Source organism: Paenibacillus sp. sgz302190, assembly GCF_059820445.1.
The window spans coordinates 212,991-233,596 of sequence record NZ_JBZYAO010000008.1; the positions used below are offsets into that span (position 1 = coordinate 212,991).

Here is a 20,606-nt window from a genome sequence, read left to right on the forward strand (position 1 = left end):
GATTCCTTATGACCGAATCAGGCTCGATCCTCACTTTTGTGATCGTTTCCTTCTGCCTGGCGATTATATTGATTATGACAAAAGATACGCTGCCGGCCCGGATGAAAAGAGCCCTGGCGCTGCTTGCGATCGTCATGGTGTCCGCATCGTTCGTGCTCATCATGCTAAGTTTTTTTGGCGTCGGCATGTAAATTTACATCTTTCCAGCTTTTTCTTATAATCATATTTACATAGGCTAACGGTCATACTAGGTGAAAACCATCTTATGGGAATTTGCGTAAGGCAATCCTGAAGGTGGAACTATCCCGGGAGCGTGACCGCTATGCGCTGGATTTGTGTGACTGCGGCCGTGGGGCTCCTTTTGGGCGCCGTGCCTGCAGCCGATTCACCCGCTTATGCTCTGGATTTACCCCATTTTTTACATAAGGACAGGAGGGCTCCGATGAATCAAGTACTGGAACGTAAAGATGTGCCGGCCGAGCACCGATGGAATTTGGAGGATTTATTCCCTAATCAGCAGGCCTGGGATCAGGAATTTCAAAAAGTGAAGGATTCTCTTGGCAAAATCAGCGCCTTCCAAGGCAAATTAAACGATTCGTCGGCTGTGAAGCAATGCTTTGAGCTGGAAGACGAAGTTTCTTTAATGACGGAAAGGCTGTACGTATACGCCAACATGAAGCATCATGAAGATACGGCAGAGCCTACCTATCAGGCTTTATCCGATAAAGCGAAAAAAATCAGCGTCGAAGTGGGAGAAGCGCTTTCGTTCATTTCGCCGGAGATTTTAAGCTTAAGCGAAGATCAGTTGAAAAAGCTGGTCAATGATCCGGCCCTCGCTTTTTACAAAGACACGCTCGATGAAATGATCCGTCAAAAGCCGCACACGCTTTCCAAAGAGCAGGAAGCTCTGCTTGCCCAAGCGGGCAATATGGCCGGCGCGCCGAGCACGATTTTTGGCATGCTGAACAATGCGGATATGAAATTCCCGAAAATCAAAAACGAAAACGGCCAGGAAGTCGAACTGACCCACGGCAGTTACATCCAATTCCTGGAAAATCGCAACCGCGACGTGCGAAAAAACGCTTTTGAGGCCGTATACTCGACCTACCGCAGCCAAAAGAACACGATTGCCGCGACGCTCAGCGCGAACATCAATAAAAACATTTTTTACGCAAAAGCCCGCAAATACCCTTCCGTACTGGAATCGTCCTTGTTTGGCGACAACATCAAGAAGGAAGTTTACACGAACCTGATCAGCACGATCCACGACTCCCTGCCGCAGCTGCACCGTTACCTGAAACTGCGCAAAAAGCTGCTGAAAGTCGATGAGCTGCACATGTACGACTTGTTCGCCCCTCTGGTCGAAGAGTTCAAGATGGACATCACGTACCAGCAGGCGAAGGAAGAAATCATGAAAAGCCTGGCTCCGCTCGGCGACAATTATTTGCGCATCCTGCAGGACGGCTTCGACAACCATTGGATCGACGTGTACGAGAACAAAAATAAACGCAACGGCGCTTACAGTTGGGGCGCATTCGGCACGCATCCTTACGTTTTGCTGAATCATAAGGATAACCTGAACAGCATGTTCACATTGACGCATGAGATGGGGCACGCGATTCATTCGTATCTGTCGGATGAGAACCAGGCTTACCGTTATGCGCAGTACACGATTTTCCTCGCGGAAGTCGCATCTACGCTGAACGAAGCGCTGCTGATGGACTATTTGCTGAAAAAAGTAACCGATCCGAAGGAAAAGCTGTACCTGCTCACCTATTATGCCGATCAGTTCCGGACGACCGTGTTCCGTCAGACGATGTTTGCCGAATTCGAAATGATTACACACGATAAGGCGGAGCAAGGCGAATCGCTCACTCCGCAGGAATTCAGCGAAATTTATTACGGCCTCAACAAGCTGTATCACGGCAGCGACATGGTCGTCGATCAGGACATCGAGATGGAATGGGCCCGCATCCCGCATTTCTATAACAGCTTCTACGTATACAAATACGCGACGGGCTTTTCTGCGGCGACGAGCTTTGCCAAGCAAATTTTGGATGAAGGGCAGCCTGCCGTAGATCGCTACCTCGGTTTCCTGAAAAGCGGAGGCAGCGACTACTCCTTGAATATTTTGAAGCGCGCGGGCGTCGATATGTCGACTCCGGAGCCGATCAAGCAGGCTATGAGCGTATTCAGCTCCCTCCTCGATCAAATGGAAGAACTGACCAAATAATAATTAAAAAGGTTGAAGGCAGCAGCTTTCAGCCTTTTTCTCTACGGAGAGGAAGAGAAGCCGATGAAAACGCAGTGGGTACTGATTTGCATGCTCATTTTTGCCCTTATTACGGCTATTTTTGCCGTAATCAATGTAGGTTCGGTCGAAGTGAACTTTTTGTTCGCCCAGACGAGCGTACCTTTGATCATTGTTATTTTAACGTCCACTCTGCTTGGCGGCTTTATCGTCGGCCTGTTCGGCATCATCCGCCAATACAAGCTGCAGCGGAAAGTCAAGCAGTTGGAGAAGCAGTTGCTGGAAAGCACGGCGATTGCAGCCGCACCCGCAGCGGGAGAAGCACTGCCGGAACAAGCGCTGCCGGAAAGCGCCAGTCCGACGATTCATTAGGAGTCTGCCCGACGGACGCGGAGTTCATCGGACAGACCTCCGAACACAAACAACCCTGCCTCCGGATGCGGAAAATAGGGTTGTTTTGTTTGTATGCGTGAATTACAATGTACAAAGGAACGATGCCCACTTTTGGAAAGCGAGGAAACTCATGACTGCCGTCATTGTCGTATCTATTCTAATCGTATTAGGGATGCTGGGCCTGCTCATCTGGGTCCTGAATAAAGCCTACTCCCGCAAGGACGAATAAATATCGCACCTTCACCATAGCGCAAATAACACCAGAGAAACGGCTCCTCCAGCTAACGAACTGATGGCATTCACAGCATCGTTCGTCATCCAGCGTATGCCGCGGGCATGATCGGCTTTTCGCTCGCAGTGGATATGTTTTTCCATAACTTGTCCGCAGACGGTGCAGCGATACATCACTTGCAGTACTGCACCAAGCCAAGAGTCAGCTAGCGAACCGAGCAGCCCGGAGACGGCGCCGATCCCCGACAAAGCCAGCAGCGGACCTGCGCTGCCGCCCGGCAAGTGATGCTGCCCGCCGTACGGCTCGCCGAATCCCGCCAGCAGCGCGGCAACCGCCCCAATGAACAAGCCTCCCAATACGGAAGCGCCCAGCCCAAGTCCTGTAATGCCGCCCGAAGTGCCTGCCGCAACCCGTTTGCCGGTAATGATCGAACGCGGCCGTGCACGGCTTAACCCTCCGATTTCCGTCGCCCAAGTATCGGCGTTGACGGTCGCCATCACACCGACGAACAAAGCCCACCACATCGGATCAGGCCAAATCGCGTTGGCCATGCAAAGCAGCAAGCCCAGCCCTCCGTTGGCCGCAACCTGCCCGGCGTCTCTGCGGCCGCTTTTGGCATAGCCGCTCTCTGCCGCTGCTTTGCGGGCCCGCTTCAGCTTGGACAGCAGCGTGGAAGAGAGGAAAAATGCGATCAGCGTCCCAAACCACGCCGCGTTCCCGAGCGCATACATTACGGTTCCGAGCGCAACCGCAGCCAGGAAGCCGGAGGCGGACAAGGAACGCTTCCAGTAAGCCGCCCCCGCTATAACAAAGCTGCCGGCAAGCCCCAACGCCCACTCCACAATCATGTGCGAATCTCCTTTATTTTCAATATCCATTAATTCATTTACACACATTGTAGCATACGCGCTCATCATTCTGCATGCCAAGAGAGCGCAACCTGTTATTCGACAAAATCTTTCCAAACTTATTGAAACGACGGCAGGAAGTTCGCTGCCCTATGAGGAATATATGTTAGACGACGAAGGGGATGGCAAGGAGGTCACCATGGAACACGAACGATTCGATTCGGGAACCCGTTTGAAAAGAGATTTGGAGCCGCAGGAGATGCTCCGCGTTATTTTTGATTATGCGGCCAAAATAGCGAACGAAAGAAGCCTGGACAATATGCTGATGCTGATGGCGGATATGGGCCGTGAGATGATCGTCTCCGACCGCTGTACGGTATGGCTTCTCGATAAAAATAAAGATGAGCTGTGGTCCAAAGTCGCCCACGGCGTCGACGAAATTCGCGTTCCCGGAACGGCGGGACTCGTCGGCTACGCGGTTACATACGGCAAAGCGGTATTCATCGACGATGCTTATACGAACGAAGAATACAAACAATTTCTTGTGAACGGCGCCCTGCGTACGGACAAACAAACGGGGTACCGGACTAAAGCGCTTATGGTTATCCCTTTCCGGAATAACGATGGCGAGATTATGGGCGCTTACCAAGCGATCAACAAGCTGACGCCCAGCGAGCAATTTTCCGATAAAGACATGGAATATTTGACGCTCGCCGCCTCGTACGCCGGCAAATCCCTGGAATCTGCGCTGCTTGCGCACGAAATCGAGGAGACGCAAAAGGAAATCATTTTCACGATGGGCGAAATCGGCGAAAGCCGTTCCAAAGAAACGGGCAACCATGTCAAACGGGTCGCGGAATATTCCTATATTCTCGCGCAGGGGCTCGGAATGAGCACGCTTGAAGCCGAGCTGCTGAAAATGGCATCCCCGATGCACGATATCGGCAAAGTGGCCATCCCGGACGAGGTGCTCAAAAAACCGGGAAAGCTGACGGACGAAGAGTTCAAGATCATGCAATCGCACACTAACATCGGCTATAACCTGCTGAGAAACTCCAAGCGGCCTATTCTGCAAACGGCTGCGATCGTCGCTTACGAGCATCACGAAAAATGGAACGGAGCCGGTTATCCGCAAGGGTTGAAGGGCGAGGACATTCACATCTACGGCAGAATTACCGCGGTTGCGGACGTCTTCGACGCTTTGGGGAGCGAAAGGGTCTACAAAAAAGCGTGGGATTTGGAGCAGATTTTAAATCTGTTTAAAGAGGAGCGCGGCAAACATTTCGATCCGCTGCTCGTAGACGTTTTATTCGAGCAGCTGCCTTCCATTTTGCACATCCGCGCTCTTTATTCGGACACCAATCCGGTTAACGGATCGGATTAATCGCGGTGGCGGCGCACCAAGTCAGGTCCCGTGCGTACACGCATGCGGCTTGGCAGCACCTGGCAGCCCGGAAACGCGCGAAAAACAACTCGGTCGCCGAGAGCTGACGAATCTGCTTCTACTTGGCATCGTGGAACAGCTGCCTTCACGCAGTGCAGTACTACGCGCTGGGCGCTACGCGCGGTGCGTCGCAGAAAAGACTGCAAAAGTCAGCGTGTTGAAAAAGCCGCCCGGCGGAGCGGGTGTATCCGCGTCAACGTGTGAGAAAACCTGCAAAATACATCTTTTTGCCGCTTGATGCCCGCATTCGGAAAATTCCCGCAAATCTGCAGTTTTTTCAGCCAACACTTAGGGTTTAGCCGCCCTATGGTGGAAAATTCCTGCACTTTTGCAGGCTTTACCCTAAAACGAAGCGATATCGCCGAAAAAGCCTGCACTTTTGCAGGCTTTTTGAACATTATTAGTGATGTGGGAGCCCCAACAGGCTTTCTAAACGTTATCAGAAATGTGGGGGGCACAGCAGACTTTCTAAACGTTATCAGCGATGTGGGAACCCCAGCAGGCTTTCTAAACGTTATCAATGATGTGGAACCCCAGCAGGCTTTCTAAACGTTATCAACGATGTGGAGCCCCAGCCGGTGGTGGTCCGGATCGATGGACAGACTGCAGCGGTGGTATTGAGACCGTCGATTGTCGAATCACGAAAATTTTGCCGTTTTGCCGCTCTGAGTGATTCGAAAGTCTCCAAAATGCCGCTGCACCCGCGTCCCCGAGCCCAAGCCCTTCCGCCAAATTGCAATCGGACTCTATTCCTTTGTCGTTACTGTAATGGCGCCGAACGATTCTTCTCCCCACAGCAGCTCCAGGCGGTCGCCGTTATGTACGGGGCCGACGCCCTCCGGCGTGCCTGTGTAAATAATGTCGCCCTCTCCGAGCCCGAAGTTCCGGGCGATGAAATCGACGATCGTCTGCAGATCGAAAATCATTCTGTTTATATTGCCGTTTTGCACGGTGCTGCCGTTGATCCGAAGCTGGAAATTCGTTTCCCGCAACGCGCCGACTCCCGGAAACGGTCTGAATTCGCTGATCGGCGCAGATCCGAGGAACCCTTTTGCAGGCAGCCATGGGGCTCCTTTTTTCTTGATCACGCTCTGCACGTCTCGGAGTGTAAAATCGATGCCCAAAGCGTAACCGTCCACAAGCTCGTCCACGGTGATCCCCTGCACGTACGGCTTGCCGATATGTATGACCAATTCCGCCTCGTAATGAATTTCCCCTTGATTGCCCGGAAGCTGAACTTCGCCTGCGGACAGTTCGACCAAAGCATGCGTCGGCTTCGTAAAAATCATCGGCTGATCGGGAATGTCGTTGCCCAGCTCAGCTGCGTGCGCTACATAATTGCGCCCGACACAGTATACATTGCGGACCGTATTTTTCATCTTGCATGCTCCTCTTTCTATTTTTGGATCACATTGCCCTGCTCGTCAACTTTGGTTCGCAGCGTCTTCGATATTTGCGTAAGCCGCTCGAACAGCTTGGCCCCGTCCATGGCATTCATCGGAGTGGGCAGCGCGCCTTTCGTAAGCACCGGCACCAAATGGACGTCGCACTGCTTGTCTTTGGAGCAAGACGCTTCAAGAATCGCGGTTTCCCACGTTTTTGAAATATCGTTGGTCGTAAAAACAAAATTGCCCAAGCTGTAAGCGATCCACTTGCCATTGTAATTCTCAAAGCCCTGCATAACGTGCGGGTGGCTGCCGACGACCAGATCGGCCCCGGCATCGATGTAGCGATGGGCCAGATCCTTTTGATTTTTGTCCGGGTTGTCCGCCCGTTCTACGCCCCAATGCGCGACGACGACGACCAGATCCGCCTGTTCCTTGGCCTTTTGAATGGCTTCCACAGGCAGCGTGTAGCTGTAGGTTTCAGCGACGCCCGCATGATCGGACCCGGCTTTCCATGAAGCCTCCGGAACGACACGGCTAAAACCGAGAAATGCGATTTTCATTCCCTGCTTTTCGACAATGACCGGCGCGTATGCTTCCTCTGCGTTTTTGCCCGCTCCGACGCGCTTCAAGCCTGTCTGGTCCAACGCATCCAGTGTGTCGAGCAAGCCTTCTTGCCCGTAATCCATGACGTGGTTGTTCGCCAAGTTGACGAGGTCGACGCCCGAATCCTTAAGCGCAGGGAGCGCGTCCGGAGACGACCGGTATACGAAATCTTTGGACTGAGCGGTGCCTCGGATCGTAACGGGCGTTTCCAGATTGGCAATCGTATAATCGGCTTTGCTCAAATAGTCCTTTACGTTCGTATATGGATAATTATAGCCATTTTGCTTTAAAATCTCTTCCACATTGCCGGCCATCATCACATCGCCGACGAAGGCGAGCTTTACACCCGAGCCTGCCGAAGAATCGTCCGGCTTGACGGAGGCGGCGGCAGAAGGAGCAGCGGAAGCCGCAGGAGACGGAGATGCGGCATCGGCCTTCTGCGCAGGCTGCGCTTTCGGCGCTGCGCTTGCCGCCGTATCGGCAGCAGTTCGTGGCGCAGCCGTACTCACGGGCGTAGAAGCCGCTTCCAATTGCTGCTCGTGAGACGTTCGCGAGGTAATGTAGGCCGCCCCTACGCCGACAGCCAAACAGGCCACAGCGACGAGCGTTAATCCGGCGATCATTTTCACCGGTATCGGTTTGCGTTCAGACGGCCGCTGCTTTTGTTTACGGTGACGTTCTGATCTGGGTATCAAATGAGCATTCTCCTTTCCCATTACAAATTATATCAGAACAAGCCCGCTCTGGGTACCGACAACAGCTTGCACTACCACATCGGCGCTCCGATATGTTATAACAGAAAGAGTGGAATCGATCAGAACGGATAAGCGGAAAGGAACCATGACACTTGGAAAAAATTGCAATCGTATCGGACATTCATGGAAATATGCCTGCACTGGAAGCCGTACTGAGCGATATCGAAAAGCGCGGCATCAACAGAATCATTTGTCTCGGGGATCTAGTAGGCAAGGGACCGGACTCGGCGGACGTGGTCGACCGCATCCGGGAAACGTGCGAGACGGTCATCCAGGGGAATTGGGACCTCGGCATCACGTATACGCAGGATTCGGAAATCGGGCTGTGGCAGCAGCGCCAGCTGGGCGCTCAGCGGCTCGCTTATTTGGAGCAGCTGCCTTTTTCCGTTGACCTGCCGTTAAGCGGCAAGCTGCTGCGTCTGTTCCACGCTTCCTCGAAGAGCATCTTTCACAGAATAAAGCGGAAATCGTCCAAGGAAGAGCGTCTGGCCATGTTTCAAAATACGGAAGCGACCGGAGCTCCGTCCGGTTCCAGAACGCCGGACATCGTCGGTTACGGAGATATCCACGTACCGTATTTGCTGACGATGAAAAACCCTTCCGAGGAACAATCCGCCGGACGGACGGATGATGGGCTGCTGCTGTTCAATATCGGCAGCGTGGGATGCCCCTATGACGGCATACCGCAGGCCAGCTATGCGGTCGTAGAAGGCCAGGGAAGCGGATCGGACGAGCAAACGGGCAGCGCCGCCGGATTTTCCATACAGTTTATAAGAGTACCCTACGATATCGAACGTGCTGTGCGGCTAGCCTATGCGGCGGAGATGCCGGGCGTGCGGAGATACGAGCTTGAGCTCTCCACAGCCTTGGTTCATAAGGACGTCGACAAATGAAATAACCCATCGGACTTCCGCTGCCGGCAGGAGTCTGATGGGTTTTATGCTTTATGCAAAAGCAGTCTACATGTAGCCCGCCTGCTGCTGGACAGGCTGAAACGTATGCAGCAGCGTTTTGGCCGTATGGTCGTTCATCGTCGGCACCTGGTACTGACCCTGCTGATTCATCAGCAGGAACGTGTCGTATGCGTGCTGATTCGCTGCAATCGCCCCATTCAGCAGCATTTGCCGCACGTTCGGGTCGGCGCATTCGAGCGATGCCTGCATGCCGTTTTTGGCGCAGTTTTTATGGCAGACGAGCACCGCGCTCAAAATCTGCTGATCGTTCAACCGCCCCTGCATGCCGGGAGCCGTCTGCGCCGGTTGATGCAGCCCGTACTGGATCTGCTGGGGCGTGGCGCCGCCGAAAGCCTGCATGCCCTGCGCTGCGCCGCCCTGACGGTTAGCCGCACTGTAGTCGTGCGTATAGGCGACCAATTGATCGTAGTGCTGGATCTCCGATTGCAAATGGTTCTGGATCAGATTGCGGACCTGCGGATGCTGAGCCTGCTCTGCATACAGCGAGAAATGATTGATCGTATTGATTTTTTCACACAAAATTTCATGAACTTCAACAGCTTCATGCGCACCGAACGGCATAATTTGATTTCTCCTTTGAGTTGGGGTAGTTTCTAAGGGACGAATAATCGCCAACCGTAACTTCCCCACAATTTGGAAATTATATACATGCTCAGTCACAATTACAGCTTGAAAAGAGGGATTTTTATGGTTCGCTGGCAAGTCAATTTAACCGTGCTTTGGCTAGGTCAATTTTTGGTTATGGGCGGAATGACGATGATTATGCCGTTCCTCCCTCTGTATTTGCAGGAAATGGGGATGCAGGACCCGCACCAGGTGGCGACTTGGGCCGGCATTATTTTCGCAGGCAATTTTGTCACCTCGTTCCTGTTCCAACCGATTTGGGGCGGTTTGGCGGACCGTTACGGCCGTAAGGTCATGCTGCTCCGTTCCGGCTTCGGCATGGCCGTCGTCATGACTTTGATGGGCTTTGCCACCAGCGCCTGGCAGCTGTTGATTTTGCGGATGCTGAACGGAACGATCTCCGGGTATGCGCCGGCCGCCGTCGCACTGATGTCCACCAATACGCCCAAAGATAAAATGGGCTTTGCCATGGGAACTTTGCAATCCGGGGCCGTCGCAGGAACGATTCTGGGACCGTTCATTGGCGGGCTGCTGGCGGAGTGGATCGGCTACAGATACATTTTTTATATAACCGGGATTTTGCTTTTTGCCGCTTCGCTGTTGACATCCTGGCTGGTGAAAGAAAAATTCGACGTCAAGAGCGCTTCCGCCAAGCCGAAAGTTTCCGTTATCCAAGGCTTCGGACAGCTCAAACATATCAAACAGCTGCCCGCCCTTTACGCCGTCACCTTCGTCATTCAATTCGCCATGCTCAGCACGATGCCGCTTATGCCTTTATTCGTTGCAGAGCTGCACGGACAAACGGAAGGGCTGGCCTTCTTCGCCGGATTGGTCAGCTCCATCACCGGCTTTTCCAATATGGTCGCCTCGCCGGTGCTCGGCAAGCTGTCGGACAGGATCGGTCCGGAACGCATTTTGGCCATATGCCTTGTCGGAGCAGCCGTTCTCTTCGTACCGCAAGCGATCGTGCACAATGTATGGCAGCTGTTTGCCGCACGGTTCGGGCTCGGCATTTTCATGGGCGGCCTGCTCCCGACCGTCAATGCGCTTATCCGCAAGTATACGCCCGACGGCATGGAAAGCCGCTCCTACAGCTTCAATACAAGCGCCTTAAGCCTCGGCAATATGACGGGGCCGGTGATAGGCGGCGCGCTCTCCGGGCTGCTGAATATCCGCGAAATTTTCATCGCTTCGGCAATTGTGCTGTTCCTGAATGCTTTGTGGGTGTATAAAACGCTCTACAGTACGCAAAAAGGCTTAAAAAACGATAGCCTTTGATTCCACATTATGGTAAAATGAATTGACTGTATATTTTAGAAAGGAAGCCGTCAATGAAGCTGAACTGGCGAAAAATCGTATTTATTGTACTTTTCGCGGAACTGCTGATGGTTTACTGGAACAGCCTCGGCGGGGTTCAGACGAAAAAGCTGCCGTCTGTCAAACCCGTCGCAACCCGGCAACCCGCTCCCAATTTTACAAAAATCGAACCATGGAGTCCGAACGACCAAACCGATACAGAAATGAAACAAGCGTCTTAAAATGAAAAAAGCGCCTCTTGCAGTGGAAATTCCATAGCTGCCAAAAGGTGCTTTTTTTATTCGCAAAACCTATGATATCTCCCAGTCCGTCCGCCAGACTCCTCGACAGACTCCCGGGCGCTGGCCTATCTCATTTAACTCTTGCCAAGGCAAGGCCGTCATAAGCCGGCAAAATCGTACTCTCCAAACGCGAATCCGTTGCGATCAGCCGGTTGAATTCGCGCATCGCCTGAACGGAGGCTTTGTTCTCGTTCGGATTGACCACTTTGCCGCGCATCAGCGTATTGTCGCCGGCAATAATCGCCCCCGGGTTGGCAAGCGCAATCGCCTGCTCCAAATAATTCGGATAATTGACCTTATCCGCATCGATAAAGAAAAAATCAAATCGCGAGCCTTCCTCGCGCAGCTGCGCCAAATGGTGCAGCGCCTCGCCGATCCGATACTCCACCTGCCCGCCAAAACCCGCCTCTTCGACATGCCGCTTCGCCACATCCGCAAACTCCTGTTTCAGCTCCAAAGAAACGAGCTTTCCGTCAGCTCCCAAGCCTCTGGCCAGACAAATGCCGCTGTATCCTCCCAGCGCCCCGATTTCCAGCACGCGCTTTGCACCGGTAATGTTGACCAGCATGGTAAGCAGTCTTCCGTAACCCGGAGCGATCGAGATTTCAGGCATATTGTGCGAACGGATCCCCTCTTTTACCCGCTCCAGCTGCGCATCTTCTTCGTACAAAGCCTCCATGTAATGTTCGGCTGCGTTCGTTTCCATTGGGTGGTCCTCCTTTTGCAAGCGGGAGCTGCTCGCTTCCCACTTCTCGCCGTGTGTGCATTTTTTGCGTTTGTAAGTATGTACCGTTTGCCCTATACTTGATAATTGTATGAGTTTTTTAGCCAATATACAACTTGCCCCCGAATCTGTCCGTTTGCGGCTCCGCTCGGCAGACCCGCGGCCGGCATTCAAGAATAGAAAGGAATAACCGCATGTCACAACTACAACTTATTGCCACTTGCCCGATGGGGCTTGAAGCCATTGTCGCACGGGAAGTCCGCGATCTCGGCTATAACGAGGTGACGATCGAAAACGGCCGTGTACTGTTCAAGGGGGACGCGCTCGCGATTTGCCGGGCCAATCTGTGGCTGCGCACCGCCGACCGCATTCTCGTGCTGATGGGCCAATTTCCCGCGCTCACCTTTGACGAGCTGTTCGAAGGCACCAAAGCGCTGCCTTGGCCGGATTTCATCCCCGGCGACGCGGAGTTTCCGGTCGAAGGCCGCTCGCATAAATCCCAGCTTTCCAGTGTGCCCGCCTGCCAAGGAATCGCGAAAAAAGCGGTCGTGGAAAAAATGAAGCAGCGCTACGGCACCGAATGGTTTGCCGAAACCGGCGCGCGCTACGTGATCGAGGTCGCGCTGCTGAACGACGTGGCGACGCTGACTATCGACACGACCGGCCCAAGCCTCCACAAGCGCGGCTACCGCAAGCTTGTGACCGAGGCGCCGCTCAAGGAGACGATGGCTGCAGCGATGGTGCTGCTGAGCCGCTGGCGGCCTGAGCGGCCGCTCTACGACCCGTTCTGCGGGTCGGGCACGATCCCGATCGAGGCTGCGATGATCGGCTGGAACATTGCGCCGGGCCTCAGGCGCAGCTTTCCCAGCGAGGCGTGGGACATCGTCCCGCCCGAACTGTGGGAGCAGGCCCGCGACGAGGCCTACGACGCTGTCCGCGACGATGTCCCGCTGGACATCGTCGGCAGCGACATCGACGGCGCAGCCATCGATGTCGCCCTGGCCGCCGCCAAGGCGGCCGGGCTGGCCAAGGAGCTCCGCTTGCGCGTGGAGCCTGTGGCCAAAGCCCGCCCGCGCGGCGACTATGGCTGCGTGATCACCAACCCTCCCTACGGGGAGAGGCTTGGTGATCCGAAAGAAGTCGAGCTGGCGCTGCGCCAGCTCGGCTCGATCACGGGGCAGCTGCCCACGTGGAGCGTGTTCGTGCTGAGCCCGAGCCAGCAGCTCGAGCACTACATGAGCCGCCGCGCCGACAAAAAGCGCAAGCTGTTCAACGGCCGGATCGAGTGCAACCTGTTCCAGTATCTGGGGCCGCTACCGCCGCGAANGCAGCTGCCCACGTGGAGCGTGTTCGTGCTGAGCCCGAGCCAGCAGCTCGAGCACTACATGAGCCGCCGCGCCGACAAAAAGCGCAAGCTGTTCAACGGCCGGATCGAGTGCAACCTGTTCCAGTATCTGGGGCCGCTACCGCCGCGAAAACCCGCCGGATCGTTGTAACCGCCGCCGGACACGATGCAAGCCGGCGCTTGCAAAAAGACGCCTCCAAAGCGCAACCGTGCACGCAGTTCCTAGCGCTCAGATTTGCGCTGCATGACGGCGGTCGGCCGACCACCAAGTCTGCGGCGATGGGGCGTCTTTCCAGCGGATATGCCCAGCTTCGCTTTCCCGGCAATCCGCACCCGTGCTGCTGCACCGCAAGCACAATCGGGCCGCTGGCTTGCCGGCAGCGTGCGCAGGCTTTTCTCAGCCGAAATGCAGCTCCTGCTGTTCGTTGAAAATAAAGTTCTAGACTGGAGTTGTTGATCTAATGTGGTTTTTCAATTATTAATTTGGCAGCCTTCGCAAAATAAGTTTTAGACTGTTCCAATAAAGTAAGCAGCGGCGGACTAAGACGTGAAAATAAAGTCTTAGACTGCCGCTGCTGTTTCAGCCTGATATTGAACTAACATTCCCCAGTTTGCGTAACGATTAGTTAATCGAACTCTCAGTTAACATTTGATTTCGACGGAAAGTGATTGTTCCTAATGTTAAGTCAACAGAAACTCTACTACTTCAGCCTTCAGCGTTTCGTGAAATTGCACGCGATCAAAGCCGGGAGGGTCTTGCGAGGGGGGAAAGGCTGGTGAAATCATCTCAGCTGGGAAAGGAGTCAGGAAGGAATAATGTCCGGCATTCTCCACCGTCCGATAGCGAATCATTTGCGGTTCAGCAACACCATTCATGATGATCTGCGCGTGAAAAGGAAGTGCGTAAGGGTCTCGCTCGGCATCCAACATGAGAATGGGGAGCCGAACGTTGTTTAATGCTCCCTCATTACGGAACCAAACGGACGCCGGGGCTAGCAAAATCAGGGACCGGATGCGTGAATCATGAGGGATATCGATCTGCTGCGGCTTCCCATCCGGGCTCTCAGTAGGGAAGGAGGTCGGGATACCGCCAGCTGCTGCAAGCGCGGTGTAGCCCCCCATGGAATGCCCGATGACCGAATAGCCTCCCGGCTGTAGAAGACCCTTAAACCTCTCATCTTCAAAAAACCAGTCGGCTGCCATGCGAAGGTGCCGGGGGCGATAGGTGAGGTTTTGGACAGTACCTTCCAAACTATTATCATTGCGGTTATTAAATGGATGTTCGAGAAGGCCAACGATAAAGCCGCTGCGCGCCAAATGCCGAGCGAGCGACCGGTACACAAGCGGTGAACCGCCTGTACCGTGTGAAATGAGGACTAGTCTAAACTTTCCCTCCAGCGGCGCTGCGTCTCTGGCCACCTCCAACGAGTACGGCCCTAACCTATCAGTCTGTTCCGGTGCATCTGTCGGATACATCACGATCATGGGAACGGTCACCTTCAATGCGTTGTCGGTAATTTGTACCTCACAGCAACCTGCATATCCTTCAACAATGTCTTCTATTTTGTTCATCTTGATTTCTTCCTCTCCTTGAGCTACATACTCCTAATATGGCGAGCCTACGGGAATATAGATGTCTAATACCGAATCCTCGTTCATCGGTCCTAGATATCGATGGTCGTAACGCACAAACTCCGGGTAATTCGTACGAACGCTGCCTGAATGGGGTAACCAGGTTTCATAAATGTACTGGAACGTATCGTTGAGTCTCGATAATGTCCCCTTATGAGTAAAAACCGCATAAGTTACAGCTGGGAGCAGCTTAGCGACCATTCCCAAGGGAACTACACTCTCCTCGCTAGCCACCTCGACACAAGCGATATACGTGACTTCCCATTGCCTACCTGTAAGTTCAATGACCGCATAAAATATGTCTTCCGTATCCGGCTTTCGCTCAATTTCAAACAAACGCTGCCTAAAGCTCCGCCATAGCTTTCCGACTTCGTCCGAATTGACACCCGGTATCGACATGCCGACCAGATGCAGCTTATTCAGGCAGACAATAGCTGGCACGAGGGAGACGCTCTCATTCAAATGCTGTAGCCCCACTTCATCCAAAGGAAGCTTCTCCATTGCCCGGAACAGCGTGTCCTTCATGTCCCTTTGCTTTCGAAATTGTCCAGGCGAGATGGAGAACATTTTCCCAAAGGCTCGGGCGAAGGATTCCTGAGACTCGAACCGGTACAGGATGGCAATATCTATGATCCTTTGGTTGGTATAAAATAAATCGTATGCTGCTTGTGTCAATCTCCGCTTGCGTATGTACTCCGAGACGGAGTTTCTCGTAACCGATAGGAAGATCCGGTGAAAATGGTACGGCGAATAGCCCGCAGCCTCCATAACCTTGGTGCTTAATCTCTCATCGGTCAGATGATCCTCAATATAGGTAATGGCCTTGATTACCAAATCCTTGTAATTCACTTTAATGCCTCCATATCGATATACTCACTTTACGACAGATGGAACGCTCTGTTTTGATATTTTTTGCGGAATTTCACTTTACTCAACAGCTAACATTACTTTCCAAGCGCAGATAGTTTCCTGATCAGCCACACTCTTCGGTTCGCCAAAAGAGCGATCTCTGGAAATTGCTCAGTCTCGCTGGTTTTAAACAAATCTGCCCGTCCCTCGGTTAATGATGCATCGTTAGTCTAAGACTTTATTTTCCTGGTCTACATCTTTATTTTCTTAGTCTACAACTTTATTTTTCAGTCTAATACTTTATTTTCTTTCTACACCTGCGCGATTTTTCGCCGTCCGAATGAGCGCAGAGCAGAACTCGCCGGACCGGTGCACGACGGTTCACATTCCAGCCGTTCGTTAACTGGAGTTGCTGCTGTAAAAACTGCAAATGTGCAGGTTTTTTCGGCGAAAACCGCCAGTTTTGGAGAAAAACCTGCAAATGTGCAGGAATTATCCGCTCTGAGAGGGCTCAACCCGCAACGGTGGCGGAAAAAACTGCAGATTTGCAGGAATTACACGTGGGCAGCATATTTAGCAGCAAAAAGATGCACTTTTGCAGGTTTTCTCCACACATTGCCAATGATGCTCGAACTCTGACAGCCGAGTCTTCCTTTTTAGCTCCGATGCATCGATTTTCATCCTCTTGTCCGCGGGGATGCCTCACGTTCCGCCCCGCTCCCGCGAGTCTGCAAAAAAATCCCGCGACGACCTGTCCAGGAAGCTGCATGCGGCAGCTTTTGGCGCAAATCGACGGGGATTTTTTATTTTAGCCACCACCAAATCAGCAAACCCCACACCAGCGCCGACAGCAGCACGCTCCACAAGCAGCCTTTGGCAAAACTCAGCTTGGATTTGTGCTCCGTTTCCCGATTCGGATTATTCGGCATATTCGACGAGCTCCAACGGCAGGCCATCCGGATCTGCAAAGAACGTGAATTTGTTTCCCGTAATCGGATCGATTCGGACCGGTTCTACTGAAATGCCTTTGCTTTCAAGCTCTTCGACGCTCTGGGCCATGTCGGCTACGGCGAATGCAAGATGTCTGAGTCCGCGCGCTTCCGGGCGGTTGACGCGTTCCGGCGGATCGGGAAAAGAAAACAGTTCGATCTGCCCGTCAACACCGATCTGCAAATCGAGCTTGTAAGACTTTCTCTCCTCACGATAAGATTCGTGAATGATCTTGAGCCCAAGCAGCTCGACATAAAAACGTTTCGATGTTTCATAATTCGAGCAAATGACCGCTACATGATGAATTCGCTGCAAATTCACGTCCTATCCCTCCGTTTTCTCTATTTATCTACACCTATCTCCTATTATCATAACGTCAGCGCATTCACCTGCGCAATAACATCACTGAAAAAAGCCGCTCTCCGGGATTTCCCCTTCCTGCGGCTGCAAGTTAATTCTTAACCGTCATTTCTCATCGTGGCGATAATTTGCTCCAGCACCTCGTTCGCGTTTTCGTAAGGAACTTGGCACGTCCCAGCCACATGATGCCCGCCACCGCCGTTTTTGAGCATGAGCGTGCCTATATTCGTTTTCGAAGTGCGGTTGACGATGCTGTGCCCGCAGGCGATCACGCAGTTTTGTTTGTTGCGCCCGTCGACGACCCAGATTGAAATATTTTGCTCCGGATAGAGCGCATAGACCATGAAGCGGTTGCCTGGATAAATCGTTTCCACGTCTCTGAGATCCGTTACGATGACATTGCCCTCCGTACGCGTGTACTTGCCGAGCATTTCGCGGTATAAAGCATCCAGCTCAAAATAACGGTTAACCCGCTCTTTGACATCAGGCAGTTCCATGATTTCATGGACAGACATCGTTGCGCAGTGCTCCACGAGGTCCTCCATCAACTGGTAGTTGCTGATCCGGTAATCGCGGTAGCGTCCGAGCCCGGTGCGGGCATCCATAATGAACGAAAGAAGATCCCAGCCCTGCGGCTTCAAAATATCCTCTTGGCTGAACTGGGCGGAATCCGCTTTGTCCACGCCTTTCATAATATCGTCGATATTGCCGAAAACGGCTTTGCCCCCGTAGTAGTCGTATACGACTCTGGCCGCGCTCGGCGCGATCCGCGTCTCTCCCTCGAACTCGACCCTCTTCCCCATCCGCTCCAACTCGCTGGAATGATGATCGAACCAAAGGCCGCAACCCGGCACATAAGGAACGTTCGCCAAAATATCGTTAGACGTCACTTCGATCAGGCCGTCCTGCACATCTTTGGGATGTACGAATTTCATTTCGTCTACCATGTTCAATTTTTTGAACAGCATCGCGCAAACAAGCCCGTCAAAATCCGAACGAGTGATCAACCTCATGTTATGTATCCTCCAATTAGTCCTGCAGAACTACTTTATTTTCCATCTATTATAGCGTCACTGTCAACAAGTGACAACGATTTTTGACAAATCCAACAAATCTTTAGAATGCCCCGCAGGCAAAAGAAAAGAACGGTAAGCCTAAACAGGCTGAACCGTCCTCATTTTGAATGTTAGACATTGGAATAGTCTGGAAAGGAACGCTTCCACTTGAGATAACGGCGGAAATTTCACGGAAAGCTTTACTTCACCCTTCCAGTAAAAGATCAAAATGCTGCTGCTCCGGCCGTGAAACATTTCTATATCCCAGCAAGTTTCTTTCAGCGCGTATTCTTCACGGTTAATCATCAACTTCGGTCCATCCGAGGATGGTACCAGACGGGCAACATGGTTACCACACAGCGAAGTAATTACTTCTTCTTCATTTTGCATCCATTCAGGCTGCATGCTGCTGGATCCTCCCTTTGTTTTATTGTTTCATAAGCAAAACCCCACCTACGTCTGAAAAGGAGGGGGAACTGTTATCGTCGCCCTGACTTTCGGCTGCTGGCTGGCATCGTGTCCCCTGACGAACAAGGAAGCCCCTGTAGCTTTGCGTCGCTGGCTTTCGCCAGGTTTGCTATTATCGAGCCATATCGAAAGCTGTCAAATCATCGCTTTTTACTACTATCAAGGATAAGGTATGTTTTGGCGAATTCGAATACTCTGTTATACCTATTTTACAATATTATATTAGGTAATTAGAACCATTTTTCAAAGTTGTTCTTTTTTAGACACATTCCCGACCCGGTGAAAGCGCTGAGATCCGCGCGTATAAAACAAATTTCCGCCGATTGTCACGACAGCCATAACGAGGAACAATACGTGCCCTCCGTAATAAACCAGCAGCAATCCGCCCACCCACGGCCCTATAAAATGGCCCAAATTCGTAAACGTCTGCGCGCCGAAATACGTTCCTTTCATATGCTCGGGAGCCAGCTTATCGATTAGCAGGCTGGCGGCGGGATAGTTCAAAATTTCCCCCATCGTAAAAACGACCATGGAGACGACCAGAAGAAAAGTCGTATGCGACAAGGCAAAGCCGACATCTCCGAGCGCGAACATGACGTTGCCAACCGTTACCGCCATAAGCGGGCTGTATTTTTCCGCCCAGCGGGTCAGCGGAATTTGCATCGCGATCACCGCTATCGCGTTCACGCTCATGAGCAGCGCGAACATTTGCACGCCGTCGGCGAAGCTTTTTTGCATATACTGGGACAGCGTCACCATCACCTGCGAATAGCCGATTGCTCCGATAATCCCGCCGATCGTGTAGTACCTGAAAGAAATGTCGCTGCGGATAACGGTCCAGGCCGAGGCGAAAGTCACCGGGGCTTTCTTCTCCCCTTCAATTTGCTTGATGCCGAAAACCGACAGCAGCACGTACAAAGTCACCAGGTAAATAAAATATACGATGCCCGTAAGAAGAAAAGGCAGCGAACCGTCCAGCGTCGCGAAATACGCCCCCAGCAAAGGGCCCACGGCTACGCCGACGTTAATCGCCATGTAGCGCATGGAAAAAACTTTGAACCTTTTGTCCGGTTCCGTGAGGTCGGCCATTAAAGCCTGCGATACGGGCTCATAAAAGGAGCGGCATAAGCCGTTGACCATGTTCAGCAGCATGAACAGCAGCGGCAGCTTGACGAAGGCAAAGCCCGTAAAGACGACGGCCCAGCCCAAAAGCGCCGCAAGCATAATCACTCTGCGCCCGAATCTGTCGGAAAGCGCGCCTCCGATGAACCCCCCCGCCGTCCCCGCCAGTGAACCCATGCCGATGACGACGCCGATCGCCACCTCGCTCATGGAAGTATGCTTGGCCAAATATATCGCCAAAAACGGCAGGCTCATCGAAGAAGCCGCCCGGGCCATGACGGTTCCAAGAATCAAAGTATGTACAATAGGATGATAAGATGCAAAGAAACTTCGCAGCCGATTCATGGAAGATGACTCCTGTTCTCACAATTATTAACCACAGGTCAACAAACCCTAAAATCCTATTATACACAAAATTAGCAATCGTGCATCTCTTTTATATGAAAAAAACCTTCCCCATTTTCATAGGAAAAGTGTACTTACGCCGAAAACCGGACGGTCCCGCATATGCAGATGCACCAAAGCAACTCCCGACTAACTAGCGTTGCACTATTTTCATCTTCATAGGTTCCGCCGCCCAGCGTCATGGAGGGGCTTTTGCAAGGATGTTTCGCTGCAAGCGTATCTGCGGCTGCCCAGAAACCCGCACACCGGAGTCCGTCGCATAATCTCGCCCGGGTGCGCGAAGAAAACCTGCAAAAGTACATCTTTTGCCCGGTTGATACGCTGACCGCAAAATATTCCTGCAAATGTGCAGGCTTTTCGCCGTGAACATGGGCTCAGATTCATTTTCGTCGAAAATTCCTGCATAATCGCAGGCTTTTCGCCAAAATGAACCCGTTGCATAGAAAAAACCTGGTCGAGTAGGCGGGGCCTTTCCTTCTCGGATTGTGCCCCATACCCCTCTCAGATCCGTACGTGCGCAATTCACGCATACGGCTCCTCACTTCG

20 protein-coding genes, 1 pseudogene and 1 riboswitch are annotated in these 20,606 nt (G+C 52.6%); of the genes and pseudogenes, 9 read left to right on the forward strand and 12 right to left on the reverse strand.

Translation table 11 applies throughout. The annotated features are described in order from the left end of the window. Nucleotides 1–8 precede the first annotated feature (8 nt). The 3 genes from AC6RNO_RS12390 to AC6RNO_RS12400 all read left to right on the forward strand — a co-directional run bounded on the left by AC6RNO_RS12390 (nucleotide 9) and on the right by AC6RNO_RS12400 (nucleotide 2,623). Complete coding sequence (locus AC6RNO_RS12390) at nucleotides 9–191, forward strand: hypothetical protein (protein WP_474679460.1); 183 nt, start codon at nucleotides 9–11, stop codon at nucleotides 189–191. 251 nt (nucleotides 192–442) lie between these two features. Next, the gene (gene pepF, locus AC6RNO_RS12395) at nucleotides 443–2,233 is read left to right on the forward strand and encodes an oligoendopeptidase F (protein ID WP_497105609.1); all 1,791 of its coding nucleotides are present in this window, start codon (nucleotides 443–445) and stop codon (nucleotides 2,231–2,233) included. Nucleotides 2,234–2,296: 63 nt separating this feature from the next. Continuing rightward, on the forward strand, nucleotides 2,297–2,623 hold the full coding sequence (locus AC6RNO_RS12400) for a LapA family protein (protein ID WP_474679462.1): 327 nt from the start codon (nucleotides 2,297–2,299) through the stop codon (nucleotides 2,621–2,623). A gap of 261 nt (nucleotides 2,624–2,884) precedes the next feature. Here AC6RNO_RS12400 and AC6RNO_RS12405 read toward each other — a convergent pair whose 3' ends face one another. Next, complete coding sequence (locus tag AC6RNO_RS12405) at nucleotides 2,885–3,724, reverse strand: DUF92 domain-containing protein (RefSeq protein WP_497105610.1); 840 nt, start codon at nucleotides 3,722–3,724, stop codon at nucleotides 2,885–2,887. Nucleotides 3,725–3,923: 199 nt separating this feature from the next. On the opposite strand from AC6RNO_RS12405, the gene AC6RNO_RS12410 reads away from it, so the two are divergent. Both AC6RNO_RS12410 and AC6RNO_RS12415 read left to right on the forward strand, forming a co-directional pair. Further along, nucleotides 3,924–5,108, forward strand: a complete 1,185-nt coding sequence (locus tag AC6RNO_RS12410; RefSeq protein ID WP_497105611.1) for an HD domain-containing phosphohydrolase — start codon at nucleotides 3,924–3,926, stop codon at nucleotides 5,106–5,108. 366 nt (nucleotides 5,109–5,474) lie between these two features. After that, entirely contained in the window at nucleotides 5,475–5,717 is a 243-nt protein-coding gene (locus AC6RNO_RS12415) for a hypothetical protein (protein WP_497105612.1), read from the forward strand. A 197-nt stretch (nucleotides 5,718–5,914) separates the two neighbouring features. Here the strand turns inward: AC6RNO_RS12415 and AC6RNO_RS12420 are convergent, their stop codons facing one another. Next, nucleotides 5,915–6,547 (reverse strand): fumarylacetoacetate hydrolase family protein, encoded by a 633-nt coding sequence (locus AC6RNO_RS12420; protein WP_497105613.1) that lies wholly within the window; start codon nucleotides 6,545–6,547, stop codon nucleotides 5,915–5,917. Between the two features lie 17 nt (nucleotides 6,548–6,564). Further along, entirely contained in the window at nucleotides 6,565–7,854 is a 1,290-nt protein-coding gene (locus AC6RNO_RS12425) for a CapA family protein (RefSeq protein WP_497105614.1), read from the reverse strand. A gap of 152 nt (nucleotides 7,855–8,006) precedes the next feature. Between AC6RNO_RS12425 and AC6RNO_RS12430 the strand changes: the two genes are divergently transcribed. After that, nucleotides 8,007–8,807, forward strand: coding sequence for a metallophosphoesterase family protein (locus AC6RNO_RS12430; protein ID WP_497105615.1), 801 nt, complete (start codon nucleotides 8,007–8,009; stop codon nucleotides 8,805–8,807). Between the two features lie 66 nt (nucleotides 8,808–8,873). On the opposite strand, the gene AC6RNO_RS12435 is transcribed toward AC6RNO_RS12430, so the two are convergent. Continuing rightward, nucleotides 8,874–9,449, reverse strand: a complete 576-nt coding sequence (locus tag AC6RNO_RS12435; RefSeq protein ID WP_474679468.1) for a spore coat protein — start codon at nucleotides 9,447–9,449, stop codon at nucleotides 8,874–8,876. 126 nt (nucleotides 9,450–9,575) lie between these two features. On the opposite strand from AC6RNO_RS12435, the gene AC6RNO_RS12440 reads away from it, so the two are divergent. Both AC6RNO_RS12440 and AC6RNO_RS12445 read left to right on the forward strand, forming a co-directional pair. Continuing rightward, on the forward strand, nucleotides 9,576–10,790 hold the full coding sequence (locus tag AC6RNO_RS12440) for an MFS transporter (RefSeq protein ID WP_474679469.1): 1,215 nt from the start codon (nucleotides 9,576–9,578) through the stop codon (nucleotides 10,788–10,790). A 53-nt stretch (nucleotides 10,791–10,843) separates the two neighbouring features. Further along, complete coding sequence (locus AC6RNO_RS12445) at nucleotides 10,844–11,050, forward strand: hypothetical protein (RefSeq protein WP_488434847.1); 207 nt, start codon at nucleotides 10,844–10,846, stop codon at nucleotides 11,048–11,050. Nucleotides 11,051–11,180: 130 nt separating this feature from the next. Here the strand turns inward: AC6RNO_RS12445 and AC6RNO_RS12450 are convergent, their stop codons facing one another. Next, nucleotides 11,181–11,816: a class I SAM-dependent methyltransferase gene (locus AC6RNO_RS12450; protein WP_497105616.1), complete on the reverse strand. Its 636-nt coding sequence runs from the start codon at nucleotides 11,814–11,816 to the stop codon at nucleotides 11,181–11,183. 212 nt (nucleotides 11,817–12,028) lie between these two features. Between AC6RNO_RS12450 and AC6RNO_RS12455 the strand changes: the two are divergent. Then, nucleotides 12,029–13,159, forward strand: a pseudogene (locus AC6RNO_RS12455) (THUMP domain-containing class I SAM-dependent RNA methyltransferase); the annotation flags it as partial. Between the two features lie 701 nt (nucleotides 13,160–13,860). Here the strand turns inward: AC6RNO_RS12455 and AC6RNO_RS12460 are convergent. From AC6RNO_RS12460 to AC6RNO_RS12490, 7 genes are all read right to left on the reverse strand, one after another. Next, nucleotides 13,861–14,751 carry an alpha/beta hydrolase family protein gene (locus AC6RNO_RS12460; protein WP_474679473.1) on the reverse strand — a complete coding sequence of 297 codons (891 nt, stop codon included), beginning with the start codon at nucleotides 14,749–14,751 and terminating at the stop codon, nucleotides 13,861–13,863. 33 nt (nucleotides 14,752–14,784) lie between these two features. Then, complete coding sequence (locus tag AC6RNO_RS12465; protein ID WP_474679474.1) at nucleotides 14,785–15,660, reverse strand: GyrI-like domain-containing protein; 876 nt, start codon at nucleotides 15,658–15,660, stop codon at nucleotides 14,785–14,787. A gap of 803 nt (nucleotides 15,661–16,463) precedes the next feature. Then, nucleotides 16,464–16,589 carry a hypothetical protein gene (locus tag AC6RNO_RS12470; protein ID WP_474679475.1) on the reverse strand — a complete coding sequence of 42 codons (126 nt, stop codon included), beginning with the start codon at nucleotides 16,587–16,589 and terminating at the stop codon, nucleotides 16,464–16,466. Then, entirely contained in the window at nucleotides 16,579–16,971 is a 393-nt protein-coding gene (gene gloA2, locus AC6RNO_RS12475; protein ID WP_497105617.1) for an SMU1112c/YaeR family gloxylase I-like metalloprotein, read from the reverse strand. Before gloA2 ends, AC6RNO_RS12470 begins: the two co-directional genes overlap by 11 nt. Before the next feature lie 137 nt (nucleotides 16,972–17,108). Next, the gene (locus tag AC6RNO_RS12480; RefSeq protein ID WP_497105618.1) at nucleotides 17,109–18,023 is read right to left on the reverse strand and encodes an exopolyphosphatase; all 915 of its coding nucleotides are present in this window, start codon (nucleotides 18,021–18,023) and stop codon (nucleotides 17,109–17,111) included. Between the two features lie 141 nt (nucleotides 18,024–18,164). Further along, nucleotides 18,165–18,470 carry a hypothetical protein gene (locus AC6RNO_RS12485; RefSeq protein ID WP_474679478.1) on the reverse strand — a complete coding sequence of 102 codons (306 nt, stop codon included), beginning with the start codon at nucleotides 18,468–18,470 and terminating at the stop codon, nucleotides 18,165–18,167. 91 nt (nucleotides 18,471–18,561) lie between these two features. Next, a riboswitch (cyclic di-GMP riboswitch) is annotated at nucleotides 18,562–18,654 on the reverse strand. A gap of 122 nt (nucleotides 18,655–18,776) precedes the next feature. Beyond that, nucleotides 18,777–20,000, reverse strand: coding sequence for an MFS transporter (locus tag AC6RNO_RS12490; RefSeq protein WP_497105619.1), 1,224 nt, complete (start codon nucleotides 19,998–20,000; stop codon nucleotides 18,777–18,779). Between the last annotated feature and the right edge of the window lie 606 nt (nucleotides 20,001–20,606).